Here is a 12,930-nt window from a genome sequence, read left to right as displayed (position 1 = left end):
AGTGTATGAAAGTTATTATTTAGTGCATAATAGTGCTTCAATGTTTAGGGTTACAGTTTTCATTGGTCATTTGAGTAACTCAAATCCAATTCATGCCAGTTCTATCTATCTTGTCATTCAAGTAGCTTACACTGGCTTTCCGTAATTTCAAAACGTTGTGTTTTAGCATAATTTTGTGCTCAATATGCTTAATTTATAGTAAAGATTTCTGGATTTCAGCATCAAATGCTGGAATATGGGTATCATTCAAGCAGCCCTTTGTTGTCATCCCAGTGCTCCGACACTGGGATGGCTTTGTTGCACCACTCAAGGAAAGAACAGGCAGTTACTGATGGAATTTGTTATAAAATAGATATTTAGCCGACAAAGGAAAAATATGCCAATAAGAATGAAAGTCAGTAACTGCAATGAATATAACAAATTTCTTCAAGAAAGGGGAAATGTTTTTCATTATATCAACGATGCCATTGAAAATTGGTACGAAAATAGTCCAAAAGTAGCAGGTGGCAACAATGTCTACAGCGACAAAGTAGTGATTCTAATTCACATAATAACCTATCTATTCAGGATTGGTCTTAGGCAAACAGTGGGATTTATAGAGAAATATCTTGAGCAAATAGGGAAAATTTTGCAAATTATCAGCTATTCGCAGGCTTCAAGAAGGTTTAAAAAGCTTAATATCAAAATCAACGACTGCAGAGTTGATAAGAACGATATGGAAGATATTGAAATTGCTATAGATAGTACAGGTATCAGCATCTACAATAATATTCCAGGCCATAGTAAGGCAAATGGTACAGATAGAAAGTATCGCCGCTATGAGCAAACAAGATGTAATGCTAGAGATAGGTAGTAAAAAAGTTATAGCTGCAAAATACAGTAGTGGAGTTTATTCCGACCACTATGGAGCCTGTGATCTTATTGAAAGAGTGGATACCAAGTATAACATAAGCACGATATATGCAGATAGATCGAAAGAAGTTATACAAACTGTGCGATGAGCTTGACATAAAGACAAGGATTCCTCCGCAAAATAATGCAGTAGAGCATCCAAAGTTGGATTATATGAATGAGAGAAATTCTACAATCAAGCTCATAAAGTCATATGATGAAGATGGTATGAAGAGGTGGAAAAAAGAGATAAATTATTGGAAGAGATCTTATATAGAAAGTTTTTTCTCGCGACTGAAGCAAATATTTGGATTTAGTTTTAGGAATAAATCTGAGATTAATCGTGAGAAGGAACTGCTACTCAAGTGTTATTTGCTTAACAAATTTACTGAAATAGGCATGGCTAAGTTTGATATAGCTTCATGAATTTATTATACATTACCCACTATCCGAAGAGCTGTGCAACAAAGCCCACTGGGATCCAGGAACCAGCGTCACGCGCTGGCTCTTTTAAATTACTTTAGCTACAAATATTAAGAAATTTACTAAATAAAAAAAAGACAAAAGAACCCCCGTATAGAGAGTTTTAATAATTTAAATTGATAATGTACTAACAAGCGCGATTTGGCTGAATGTAGAAAAAATAAAAAAGACATGCAGCCGCTATAATTTTTATGTAATTTGCCAATAAATATTTGAGTTTTTTACTGAATTTTGCTGTTAAATCCGCGGAGATTAAAAACAAGGGTAAATACTCTTGCTATCATAGTAAGGGAGATGGCGTAATTTGTCAAGTTAAATAAGCTAAGTTATTAACATGTAATAATTAGGCAGCTATTGCAGATTGAATGTTCAAATGATCACTAACTTTGAGGTTTTGGTTTCATCTATTTGCGGCTGACTAATCATAGTTCGAATGAAATTGGTTGCCATAAAGGTACAACCTAGAATAAAAAAAGCAACGGAAATAAAGGGAATAATAGGAAATTCAAGAGGTAATATAGATGTAATTCCTCCTATTAAAAATGAAACGCTAGATGCAATATCAAGACAGATCTTCATTAGTTTCTCTTGCCGAGGAACGAGTTGCTTATTAAGGTCACGCTGACTGAAATGATCAGTTAATGACCATACATTTAAGACAAGAGAAAGTGCACTTAGCATAGTGCTGACAATAGTAAAATACAAGCTTAAGGAAGAAATATTTAGGGCTAATGCTGCTATGTACCCACTCAAAGAAGCAATAGATAGTGCAGTAACCAAGCGTTTTGAATAAGTTCGTATTTTTTTCCTGTAAATAAGCCTCTCTTTCTCATAACTCATAAACTTAGCAGTAAATGCATATTATATCATAACATTAATTGATTTGAAAATCAATACAGAGTGCCCGGGAGAAGACTTGAACTTCCACAACTTGAAAAGTTACTAGCACCTGAAGCTAGCGCGTCTACCAATTCCGCCACCCGGGCTTTTTGTGATTTACTATGTTAAAATAAAATAATATACTCAAGTAGTTTTTAGCTCAAAGGTAATGCCAAATCTAGATCAAATATTTTTTGCTCAGAACAATGTTAATATTAATAATGTATATAAAATAGTCAACAACGCTTTGAGCAATAGTGATGGTGGTGAGCTATTTTTAGAGTTTTGCCAATCAGAATCCCTGATTTTTGATGATAATATATTAAAACATATGGATTTAAATATCAGAAGAGGATTTGGTCTCAGGTCTTTTTGTGAAGATAGTACGTCTTTTGTTTGCTCTTCTGAGATTAGCGAAAAAGAAATTAGTAAAGCTGCTTCTATGGTAAAAAGTTCAGCATCTTTAAGCAAAACAAATTCAGTAAACTTAAATGAGGAGGCAAAAAGCCTGTATTCAAAGATTAATCCCATAAATGAAATGGATCTGAGCTCAAAAATTAAACTACTCAATGAGATTAATGAGTATGTAAGGTCGAAGAATAACTGCGTGAAGCAGGTAAAAATAACTCTAAATGGAGAATGGCAAGTTGTACAAATAATAAAAGATGATCACAGGTTAAGCGATATCAGGCCTTTGGTACGTTTTAATGTACTAGTCATCGTAGAGAAAAATGGCCGAGCAGAGAGAGGTTCTGCAGGGCACGGTGGAAGAGACTCTTATAGTAAATTTGTTTCTGAGAAGAAGTGGAAAAAAGTTGCAAACCAAGCGTTAGAACAAGCGCTAGTAAATCTTGAGGCAATTCCAGCTCCGGCTGGAGAGATGACAGTTGTTTTAGGTTCAGGTTGGCCAGGAATATTATTGCATGAAGCTGTAGGTCATGGACTTGAAGGTGATTTTAACCGTAAAGGAATCTCGGCATTTTCAAATTCTATGGGTAAACAAGTGGCAGCCAGTAACATTACTGTAATTGATGATGGAACTCTACCTAATTTGCGTGGTTCTATTAGCATAGACGATGAGGGTACTTTACCTGGCTATAATGTGCTTATAGAAGATGGAATTCTAAAAGGATATATGCAAGATCATATGAACGCTAAACTTATGGGTGTAAATCCAACTGGTAATGGTAGAAGAGAAAGTTACAAAGAAGTTACTATGCCACGCATGACAAACACCTATATGTTGGCAGGAAAATATGCACCAGAAGAAATAATATCCAGTGTAAAAAGAGGCCTATATGCAGTAAATTTTGGTGGTGGACAAGTTGATATAACATCAGGAAAATTTGTTTTCTCATCTTCAGAAGCTTACCTAATAGAAAATGGTAAAATTACACAGCCAGTGAAAGGAGCAACACTAATTGGTGATGGGCCAACAGTGCTAAAAAAAGTATCAATGATTGGTAATGATCTAAAGTTAGATCCTGGTGTTGGTACGTGCTCAAAAGACGGGCAAAATGTGCCTGTTGGAGTTGGTCAGCCAACACTCAAGGTCGATGCAATAACTGTTGGTGGAACTGAATATGTAGATAAGGGCTAAGCGAACTCAGCTCATGCTGTACAATTGTACAAATATTGTAACCATTATTCAAGTAGCTCATATAGATGCAAAAACTACTTAACAAATCTCTCTGCCTTCCTTGCCATAACGTGTATAACAATCTCACAAAAAATAATATCATAGAATTCAATAGGTGGTCTTTAAAAAATCCTTAAGGAAAGTAAAATCTGTTTAAATAGGCCGATATAGATGGTTTTACGATATAATAAAATTATTATAAACAAGAACTTATAAACTCTAGCAAATGAATTTGTGAGTTTAGTGGTGTTAGGAATACCTGGCTCTTTTATGTGGATTGACATTCTCAATAACCTGCTCTAGAGATAGATTATATAATTTTGACAAGGTTCTTGGCATGTGATATTTTTCTCGAATATAGGTAATGGCATAAATGACTTTATATCTATATCCAGCTCTAGGGGAAGATCTTCAATGTTTACGTCCATCCCTGACAAAGGATATTCTATGTCCATGTGCAGCTTTGGGGGATAGTTCTACTTTGAAGATTTCTTTCACTTTTACTATTACGACTCCCAATTCCACTGAAATCACTCTTTCCCTTAATTCATATTGATATGGTGACTCCATTTATTCCCTCACTTTCAGCTTTTTCTTGCTTTACCATATCTCTTCCCCTCTTGTCTCTATCTTTATGTATTAAGCTATATAACTCAAAATCTTGATAAAATGCAGAAAAGTTTTTTTAATTTCAGCTCCATCCTCGAAGAGTTAGAAAATAACTTTAAGCAAGTTAGTCAGAATTTTTCTGACGCAAAGGAACAAGTTTTAAATTTAGCTGTCAACTCTGAAAATTTGGCAGGCAAGTTTCTTAATTATCACCCGAATATGTGCATAGTATAAAATTAGCTTGATAGACTTCAAGAGCTTTGCCTATGAAGTCAGTGTGCTTCTTGAAATGCAATATACTTTTATTACTTTAATTATGAAAATCCGTTAAGCCTTCTTGCCAATTACTACAATATTTTCACTTGGAAAAAAGTAGTCAGGTATAGCCATGTTCTTTGGTGCAGGACCGCCAATTACTCGGCCTGATGTGTCATAATATGAACCGTGACAAGGGCAGAACCAACCGTTGCCGTCTTTTGTAGCGTGATCAACTGGTACACATCCAAGATGGGTGCATATTCCAATCATAATTAACCATTCATCTTTTCCTTTGTATACTCTTTTTTCATCTGATTCAGGATCTCTCAAATTTTCTGCATTTATGGCTCTTGCAGCCTCAATCTCTTGTTTTGTGCGCTTGCGGATAAATACTGGCTTACCTTGCCATTTTACCTTTTTTCCTTGTCCTTCTTGAATATCAGATAGATTAACTTCAACCGTAGACATCGCTAAAACCTCAGCAGAAGGATTCATAGACTTAACCAATGGCCAAAGACCGCTTGCAGCTCCTATACCTGCCATGGCACACGTAGTTAATGTGATAAAATCTCTTCTACTCTTATTTTTGGCAAAATCTTTAACAAGAGATGTTTTTTTATTCTTCTCATTCGTCAATGATTTTTTATTTTTAGTTAACTTCTTATCCATCAATCTCTACTTGAACATAGACACATATTTTAATTTAAATATTATAGATTAATCAATAGAAATTTGCACTATTTGTTTAACCTTTGCTATACAGTTAAGAAGAAACAGAGTTGTCAATTTCGGAAATACTATCTTCAGTGGAATCGGGATCCTCAATTTTCGCTACTGACACCACCTTTTCTCTACTCTCTGTTTTAAACAGAGTGACTCCTTGAGTGCTACGTCCTGCAATTCTGATATCATTTACTGAAATACGAATTAACTTTCCTTTATCTGTAATAAGCATGATATTATCACCCTGTTCAACTGGAAAGCTAGCAACAACATTACCGTTTCTGTCGGTAGTCAGGATATTTGTAATACCAACACCACCTCTATTTGTTACCCTATACTCGTACGCAGAAGTTCTTTTACCAAAGCCATTTTCAGTAATAGTTAATATGAACTCCTCATTCATTGCAAGTTTTAAGAACAGTTTGTTATCTATTCCTAAATCATTCAAAGTCTTTTCCAATTTAGAATCAATGAAGTTATTAATTGCAGTCCCCAGTCTTTTTGCAAGTGGAACTTTTAAGTAAAGTTCTTTTGTTTCTGTTGCTACACCTATCCCATTTAATATGGTCATAGATATCACGCTGTCATTCTTTGCAAGTTTGATACCTCTTACGCCATCTGAATTGCGACTTTTAAATTGACGCACATCACTTACAACAAATCTGATGCTTTTTCCAAGTGTTGTTGAAAGTAGAACATGATCAATTTCGCTACATACTTTAACTGATATTAACCTATCCCCTTCGTCGAGCTTTATTGCTATTTTTCCATTGCTTGGAATATAGTGAAAATCTGCTAAGGAGTTACGCCTTATGTTCCCATGAGCAGTAACAAAAACTATATTTTGATTTTCGTCATTCTCACTTGGAAGCGGCATGATGTTAGTTATAGTTTCACCATCGCTAAGCGGGAATATATTAACAAGCGCTCTTCCACGTGCAGTTGGCTCTGCAAGAGGCAGTTTATAAACCTTTAATCTGTAAACTCGACCAGTATTAGAAAAGAATAAAAGGCTAGTATGAGTATTTCCAACAAATAATTTTGTGATTACGTCCTCCTCTTTTAACCCCTGTCCTAGCTTTCCTTTTCCACCACGATGCTGGGTTCTATAGTGAGAGAGCTTCACACGTTTGATGTAACCATTCATAGTTACGGTCACTACCATATCTTCTTGTGGAATTAGATCTTCAGCTTCAATGTCCGTATCTGATTCCTCTATTGAAGTTTTTCGCGGCACAGCAAATCTGTTCTTTATTTCTTGTAGATTGTTTTTTATTTCTTTCATCAACTTCTCTCCTGAGCCAAGAAAAGCGATATATTCTTTTATCAGGTTGATCATTGAACTTAGCTCAGCTTCTAATTTGTCTTTTTCAAGGCCTGTTAAACGTTGCAATTTCATGTCAAGAATAGCTTTCGTTTGCAGCTCAGTTAATCTATACACTCCGTCTTTCAAAAAGCTCATGCTGTCTGAGATTAATCCAATAATTGTGTTTATCTCAGCTGAAGTTTTCCATTCTTTATTTAAAAGTTCTCTACTTGCTTCCGCAGGATCTTTTGCACCACGGATGATTTTTATCACTTCACCTATGCTCAAGACCGCAATGTAGAGCCCTATATATATATGAGCTTTTTCCCTCGTTTTTCTTAGACGAAATTCTGTTCTCCTGATTAATACTTCTTTTCTAAAATCAACAAAAGCAGCTATGATTTCTTTTAATGACATCAAAGCAGGCCTGTTATTGTTGAGGACTAGAGTGTTAACACTAAAACTACTTCTTAGTGGAGTTAGTCCTAATATTTGATTAAGTATAAAACTTGCTTCAGCATTTCTTCTGAGGTCAATTACTACCCTAATACCAGACTTATCAGACTCATCCCTAATTTCTGTTATGCCATCAATTCTTTTTTCTTTTACAAGCTCACCTATCTTCTCAATTAATTTTACTTTATTTACCTGGTAAGGTATTTCATTAATCACTATTGCTTGCCTATCTTGTGGCAGGTCTTCTATGTGAGTCTTGCCTTGCACAACAATTGAGCCACGACCAGTTGCAAATGCTGATCTTATTCCAGACCTTCCAAGAATCATTCCCCCAGTTGGGAAATCCGGCCCTGGCATCACTTCAAGTAACTCATCCAAAGTAACTTCAGGATTATCTATATATAACATACAAGCATCTATTATTTCTCCAAGGTTGTGAGAAGGAATATTGGTTGCCATACCAACTGCAACACCGCTTGCACCATTTACCAATAGATTCGGAAATTCTGCAGGCAGTACAACAGGCTCTGTTTCATTTCCATCATAGTTTGGCCTAAAATCAACTGTATCTTCGTCAATATCATTTAGTAAAAAATGCGACACTCTGTGGAGCCTTGCTTCTGTATATCGCATTGAAGCTGGCGGATCTCCATCTATCGAACCAAAGTTACCTTGCCCATCAATCAGTGGTAAAAGAAGAGAAAAATCTTGAGCCATCCTGACCAAGGAGTCATAGATAGCCATGTCACCATGTGGGTGATATTTTCCCATTACATCCCCGACTATACGAGCTGCTTTTTTATACGGTTTACCGGCATCGAACCCAGCCCTCGACATTGCGTATAATATGCGCCTATGAACAGGTTTAAATCCATCTCGCACATCAGGTATAGCTCGACTTATGATCACACTCATTGCGTAGGAGAGATAAGAATCCTCTAGCTCTTTCACTATTGAAACTGGTACTATGTTGTCTTGCATTTTCTATACTTTGATTGAAATAATTGTAATATTAATATTCAACTAGGCTAATGGGCAATGACAGACTTGAACTGCCGACCTCCTCGGTGTAAACGAGATGCTCTACCAGCTGAGCTAATTGCCCCTCTAGATATAATTCTATAGTTCAATGTTGTTGTTGTAAACAAAAATAGCGATACAAGCAACTCTTATGGAATCGCTGAGTGCGCACTATGGAGTTGTATAAATTTTAGCCTTGCTGCTACCTTGTATAAAGGTATTCTTTCACTTGCATTTTTTGACATGTTCAACAACTTTGAATAACATGCTGTGGCATTTTTAAAATCTGAGAGCTTATCTAGAATAACAGCTAAATTATAGGTATAAAAAATATTGTTTTGATCTAAAGAAATTGCTGCTTTCATATATTCTTTAGCTTTTATGTAATCCCCTTTTTTCATATAGATCAAACCTAAATTTGCTGATAAAGGGGCGCTATTTCTGAGTGTATCATACAATTTCAACATTTCACTCAATGCTAAATTAGGATCATATTGTGAAATTATCGTCAGAAAATTCTTTAATACATAAGGGTTGCTAGGATATTCTTTTAACAGTCTTGTGTAAATCTCTACAGCTTTTTTAAATTCTTTGTTAGCGTAATAGATATTCCCTAGTCCAATTAAAGCACTTTCATGATAAGGAAATTTTGCGATAATCTGATTGAGGAGAGAAGTAGCTGTTTCACTATCTCCTAACTCAAAGGAATCTTTTGCTTTTTTTAAAATAGAGTATATGTCAAAATTCTTGCCAGAATTCTGCGAAATTTTGATATTAAATTTGTCACTTTTTCTCTCGATAACATCAAGATCTTTATATTTTTTATCAGCTTTTATATGCTTGACAACACTATCAAAGACCTTCTGTATCTCCAAATTTTCACTAGCATAGGTAACAGAAGACCTCCATAAAATCACAACGCAAATTAACATGCAGACAAACATAGATCCTAGTGTTGTGGCATTGGCTGCAGCGCGTAACCAGTAAATCTTATTTCTTTGAACTATACGCAACACATTACAAATTCATAAATGCTACATTACTTATCTAATATAATAATAAAGATATTATTAATTGGCAGATACTATTTAGAATGAGTTAAAAGAGCACTTCTACACATTCCATATGGTTGCCAATTACACTCCTCACATGCGTAGTCAAATTTCTCTAAAGACATTTTCTTTCTAATTCTTTTTACTGCTTCATTCCAGGTTAAAATCTCTCCTATTTTCATTCCTAAAATTTCCATATGCCTTCTATCTAGCTCTAAAACTTTAGCTTGTGTGGTACATTTACCTTGTTTAGTCTGGTTTGGGCAAACACTGCAAATAGTGTCAAGATTATCAACTACTTCGATTTTAGTATTAGGATCATTAATTACTTTACTTGCTATCTTTTTGTAATTTTCTACAAAACCCTGAGAATACCCATATCCTTGAAATGCAAGAGTGCACATGAAATGATGAGGACGAAATTTTATCATTTTTTCAAATATTGCAAAGCTGCTACAAGTAGAAAAATTTTTACCAAACCAGGAAGGATAAATGGTAAAACACCTACCATTATTGCTCGTTCCAGACCAAAGTAAACAGAAAGCCAACTAACACCACAAATAAAGATTACAGCTGTACCGGCCAGACAACTTAAAGAATTACACACAAATGATTTATATTTAGAGTTCAGTAATTCATTTACTTTGTTCATTACCATAACAGCAGCTAAACAGCCAATTAAATATCCACCTGTTGGTCCAAGAAAAATGTGATAACCACTAGAAAAATTCGCAAAAACAGGAAATCCTGCTGCACCAAGTGATAGATATGTAAGCACAGAATAGAATGCTGTTCTGCGGTTAAATTTAAGCCCAATGAGCATTACTCCTAAAGTTTGCAATGTGATAGGCACAGGCTGCAACGGTACGCTTATTTGAGCCATCAAGAATAAAAGTAAAACGCAAGACAATATTTCAACCAGTGTTGACCTACTGCTTGATTGTGTTATAAACATATCTTCCCAATAGAAATAACTTACTAAATGTAATATATGTGTATAAGAGGTTTTGCAATTTAAATTTTGCTCATATTGCGCTACAATGAATTATTTATGCACTATTTAAAAATGATGAGTAAACAAGATCTATTATCGTTGATGAAAGCAAGACACAGTGGACGTTCATACGATCCTACAAAAGCAATATCTCAAAAAGAAATGGATATTTTAATAGAAGCTGTAAGGCTAACACCCTCGTGTTTTGGTGATGAACCTTGGCGATATGTGATATGCAACAAACAGAACAATCAAAGCGCATGGAAAAAATTGTTCGATTGCCTTGATGAATCTAATCAAAAGTGGGCAAAAGATGCACAAGTGTTAATCATATCTTTAAGTGCTAAAAACTTCCGAAAGCCAGACAAAGGGGGAAATTTTTGGGCTAAGCATGATACTGGTGCAGCAAATTACGCACTTATGCTACAGGCTACAGCTATAGGCTTAATGGCTCATCAGATGGGCGGATTTGACAAAGACAAAATAATAGAGAGGTTTAATGTACCTGATGATTTTAATGTAATGTCAGTGATAGCGGTTGGTTACGAGGAAGAAGGTGCCGAAGTTAAAGAAAAGAACAGAAAGCCAATAGAAGAAATATTTTTTTATGACGAATGGCCAGCGAGCTGACTTGACCATTCTTTTTTTAATATCTTAAAAATTGGATTATCTGGCAAATAATTTTTTTTCATCCTACCCTCTTCAATTGCTTGCCAATCTTTCCATGAAAGCTTTTTACCTCCCAATTCATAATCCATTCCATCCCACATATCTTCTCGAAAGCCATAAACAGCAAAGTGCCAATTATATTCATTAAAAATAGAAGTAAGATCTCGAAAATAGTGCTCTAATCCTTTTGAACAGCGATGTCCGCCAAACTCTCCAGCAAGGATCTGATAATCTTGTATATTATACTTCTCTTGGAAAATTTTTACAGGTTCTATATATAATTTTAACTTATCTTTATTCCAATACTCTACTTTTTTTCCATCAAAAGATTGAACATGTCCAGGGTAGGCAAAGTTATCCTGGTTTAATTTTAAATTTGTATAAGCAAAGGGCTCATACATGTGAAAAGAATAAAGAATATTAGAATCATCAACTGGTTTGAATTTATCAAAAGTATTAGAGTCAGCATAACTGCTGCTATCAAGTATTATTGGGGTCTCTGAGTCAACTTGGCGGACACTGTTTACCACGCTGCTATAAAAGCCAAATAGATTCTTCTGAACTTTGCTTTGTTCTACGTTATAAATAGCCGAATCTGCAGTATTATAAAGCCTTTCTGGATGTGGTTCATTTAAGATATTATATCCAACAATAGCAGGATGATCTTTAAGCTCTTTCGCAAGATCTTGCCAAAATTTTGCTGCTTGTTTTTGAAAAGCTTGATCTGACCATAAACGTAAATCATCTTTATCGTTATTATTTTGCTTCCATCTAGATCCAGGTAAGCTAAGCATCGTTAACACTACTGGTATTTTTTGTTGATGAAAAGCATCTAAAACATCTTTCAGAACTTTCAGGTCTTTGGGAATTAGGCCCTGATAACTGTCTGCATTACCTAAGAGGAAGTCACGTTGCGTAGTTTCAAATTTGTCAGGAGCAAGACGAATAAAACCAATTTTGTATTCCTTTGCTGCTTTGATTAAGTCACTATCAACTTTTCTATTGAAAACATTTGCTCCCTTTCTAACTCCAGTTTGCCAAAAGAGCATTTTGCTGTTCTCCGGTATTGACTTAGCACTCACATTACAGAAAACTATAGAATACAAAACAGCTGTAATTAGAAGAAAAATTTTCACTTATATAATTTTGCTATAATGGTAAGTAACCTAACAGACAAGATCCCGTTTGTAAAGATGCATGGTACTGGCAATAGTTTTGTTATCATAGACTCACGTTCAGCAAATAATTTAGACTGGAATTATAGACAAATTGCTGATCAAGGCAGTTGTGATCAAGTGATAATTATAACAATGTCTAATGCTGCAAACTGCTTTATGCATATCTACAATGCTGACGGTAGTCGAGCTGAAATGTGTGGAAACGCAGCACGCTGTGTTGGGTATTTGATAATGTTAGAAAAAGGTACTGAATATATCACTATTGAGCTGATAAATAATCGTATCTTAGAATGTTTTAAAGTAGGTGATAAATCAATAAAGGTCAATATGGGTAAACCACTGCTTAAATGGAATGAAATTCCTCTTTCTTGTGAATGCGATCCCCTTTATCTACCTATAGAGCTTGAAATGCTGAAAGAGCCAGTTGCAGTAAATATTGGTAACCCTCATATAGTTTTTTTTGTTGATAACATAAGCGAAATACCATTGCAGAATTTAGGACCAAAGCTAGAAAATCACGAATTATTTCCTCAGAAAACAAATGTTAGTATTGCACAAATAGAAAAATCTGGAGAAATAAACTTAAGAGTTTGGGAAAGAGGAACAGGTATTACTGCTTCATGTGGTAGTGCGGCTTGTGCAGCATTTGTTGCATCTATACTTCGTAAGTGTTTGGCTACTAAACAAACTTCAGTACATTTACCAGGAGGTCATTTACTGATTGAGTGGTCAAAAAATATACTGATGACTGGGGATATAGGGTTTTTATGACC

At 35.1% G+C, this 12,930-nt stretch carries 13 protein-coding genes and 2 tRNA genes; 5 read left to right on the top strand and 10 right to left on the bottom strand.

The features are described 5' to 3' along the window. The first annotated feature begins 376 nt into the window (after positions 1-376). Positions 377-853 (top strand): transposase, encoded by a 477-nt coding sequence (locus ABWU65_RS04705; RefSeq protein ID WP_019236989.1) that lies wholly within the window; start codon positions 377-379, stop codon positions 851-853. A 107-nt stretch (positions 854-960) separates the two neighbouring features. Next, on the top strand, positions 961-1,317 hold the full coding sequence (locus tag ABWU65_RS04700) for a transposase (RefSeq protein ID WP_007301972.1): 357 nt from the start codon (positions 961-963) through the stop codon (positions 1,315-1,317). 426 nt (positions 1,318-1,743) lie between these two features. Here the strand turns inward: ABWU65_RS04700 and ABWU65_RS04695 are convergent, their stop codons facing one another. Then, a complete protein-coding gene (locus tag ABWU65_RS04695) occupies positions 1,744-2,214 on the bottom strand; it encodes a hypothetical protein (RefSeq protein ID WP_353280378.1) in 471 nt (156 codons plus the stop codon). Positions 2,215-2,275: 61 nt separating this feature from the next. Continuing rightward, positions 2,276-2,360 (bottom strand) — tRNA-Leu (locus ABWU65_RS04690). 62 nt (positions 2,361-2,422) lie between these two features. Here ABWU65_RS04690 and tldD point away from each other — a divergent pair. Beyond that, a complete protein-coding gene (gene tldD, locus ABWU65_RS04685; protein WP_007302340.1) occupies positions 2,423-3,853 on the top strand; it encodes a metalloprotease TldD in 1,431 nt (476 codons plus the stop codon). A 450-nt stretch (positions 3,854-4,303) separates the two neighbouring features. On the opposite strand, the gene ABWU65_RS04680 is transcribed toward tldD, so the two are convergent. The 7 genes from ABWU65_RS04680 to ABWU65_RS04650 all read right to left on the bottom strand — a co-directional run bounded on the left by ABWU65_RS04680 (position 4,304) and on the right by ABWU65_RS04650 (position 10,271). Then, a complete protein-coding gene (locus ABWU65_RS04680; RefSeq protein ID WP_353280377.1) occupies positions 4,304-4,462 on the bottom strand; it encodes a hypothetical protein in 159 nt (52 codons plus the stop codon). A gap of 366 nt (positions 4,463-4,828) precedes the next feature. Further along, positions 4,829-5,428, bottom strand: a complete 600-nt coding sequence (gene petA / locus ABWU65_RS04675; RefSeq protein WP_006014178.1) for a ubiquinol-cytochrome c reductase iron-sulfur subunit — start codon at positions 5,426-5,428, stop codon at positions 4,829-4,831. A 94-nt stretch (positions 5,429-5,522) separates the two neighbouring features. Continuing rightward, a complete protein-coding gene (gyrA, locus tag ABWU65_RS04670) occupies positions 5,523-8,225 on the bottom strand; it encodes a DNA topoisomerase (ATP-hydrolyzing) subunit A (RefSeq protein WP_007302341.1) in 2,703 nt (900 codons plus the stop codon). A 51-nt stretch (positions 8,226-8,276) separates the two neighbouring features. After that, positions 8,277-8,349: transfer RNA gene (locus tag ABWU65_RS04665), tRNA-Val, on the bottom strand. 64 nt (positions 8,350-8,413) lie between these two features. Continuing rightward, positions 8,414-9,280 carry a tetratricopeptide repeat protein gene (locus ABWU65_RS04660; RefSeq protein ID WP_012481956.1) on the bottom strand — a complete coding sequence of 289 codons (867 nt, stop codon included), beginning with the start codon at positions 9,278-9,280 and terminating at the stop codon, positions 8,414-8,416. A 68-nt stretch (positions 9,281-9,348) separates the two neighbouring features. After that, positions 9,349-9,747, bottom strand: coding sequence for a DUF1284 domain-containing protein (locus ABWU65_RS04655; protein ID WP_007302343.1), 399 nt, complete (start codon positions 9,745-9,747; stop codon positions 9,349-9,351). Further along, positions 9,744-10,271, bottom strand: a complete 528-nt coding sequence (locus tag ABWU65_RS04650; RefSeq protein WP_264336415.1) for a biotin transporter BioY — start codon at positions 10,269-10,271, stop codon at positions 9,744-9,746. The genes ABWU65_RS04655 and ABWU65_RS04650 overlap by 4 nt, the downstream gene beginning before the upstream one ends. Before the next feature lie 96 nt (positions 10,272-10,367). Here ABWU65_RS04650 and ABWU65_RS04645 point away from each other — a divergent pair, with 96 nt between their 5' ends. Next, the gene (locus ABWU65_RS04645; RefSeq protein WP_026097255.1) at positions 10,368-10,940 is read left to right on the top strand and encodes a nitroreductase family protein; all 573 of its coding nucleotides are present in this window, start codon (positions 10,368-10,370) and stop codon (positions 10,938-10,940) included. Here ABWU65_RS04645 and ABWU65_RS04640 read toward each other — a convergent pair. Further along, positions 10,916-12,061 (bottom strand): glycoside hydrolase family 5 protein, encoded by a 1,146-nt coding sequence (locus ABWU65_RS04640; protein WP_353280375.1) that lies wholly within the window; start codon positions 12,059-12,061, stop codon positions 10,916-10,918. The genes ABWU65_RS04645 and ABWU65_RS04640 overlap by 25 nt on opposite strands. A 72-nt stretch (positions 12,062-12,133) precedes the next feature. Here ABWU65_RS04640 and dapF point away from each other — a divergent pair, with 72 nt between their 5' ends. After that, positions 12,134-12,928, top strand: a complete 795-nt coding sequence (dapF, locus tag ABWU65_RS04635) for a diaminopimelate epimerase (protein WP_012481958.1) — start codon at positions 12,134-12,136, stop codon at positions 12,926-12,928. Positions 12,929-12,930 lie beyond the last annotated feature (2 nt).

The organism is Wolbachia endosymbiont (group B) of Silvanus unidentatus (genome assembly GCF_964028615.1).
In the GTDB taxonomy this organism is placed as follows: domain Bacteria; phylum Pseudomonadota; class Alphaproteobacteria; order Rickettsiales; family Anaplasmataceae; genus Wolbachia.
The sequence above is the reverse complement of the archived record's forward strand: the minus strand, read 5'-3'. Positions and strand labels throughout refer to the sequence as shown.

Excerpts from the sequence above, each read along its gene's own strand:
- gyrA (WP_007302341.1), bottom strand. The coding sequence starts at position 8,225 with ATGCAAGACAACATAGTACCAGTTTCAATAGTGAAAGAGCTAGAGGAT.
- ABWU65_RS04645 (WP_026097255.1), top strand. The coding sequence starts at position 10,368 with ATGCACTATTTAAAAATGATGAGTAAACAAGATCTATTATCGTTGATG.
- ABWU65_RS04680 (WP_353280377.1), bottom strand. The coding sequence starts at position 4,462 with ATGGAGTCACCATATCAATATGAATTAAGGGAAAGAGTGATTTCAGTG.
- tldD (WP_007302340.1), top strand. The coding sequence starts at position 2,423 with ATGCCAAATCTAGATCAAATATTTTTTGCTCAGAACAATGTTAATATT.
- petA (WP_006014178.1), bottom strand. The coding sequence starts at position 5,428 with ATGGATAAGAAGTTAACTAAAAATAAAAAATCATTGACGAATGAGAAG.
- dapF (WP_012481958.1), top strand. The coding sequence starts at position 12,134 with ATGGTAAGTAACCTAACAGACAAGATCCCGTTTGTAAAGATGCATGGT.
- ABWU65_RS04650 (WP_264336415.1), bottom strand. The coding sequence starts at position 10,271 with ATGTTTATAACACAATCAAGCAGTAGGTCAACACTGGTTGAAATATTG.
- ABWU65_RS04695 (WP_353280378.1), bottom strand. The coding sequence starts at position 2,214 with ATGAGTTATGAGAAAGAGAGGCTTATTTACAGGAAAAAAATACGAACT.
- ABWU65_RS04705 (WP_019236989.1), top strand. The coding sequence starts at position 377 with ATGCCAATAAGAATGAAAGTCAGTAACTGCAATGAATATAACAAATTT.
- ABWU65_RS04655 (WP_007302343.1), bottom strand. The coding sequence starts at position 9,747 with ATGATAAAATTTCGTCCTCATCATTTCATGTGCACTCTTGCATTTCAA.
- ABWU65_RS04700 (WP_007301972.1), top strand. The coding sequence starts at position 961 with ATGCAGATAGATCGAAAGAAGTTATACAAACTGTGCGATGAGCTTGAC.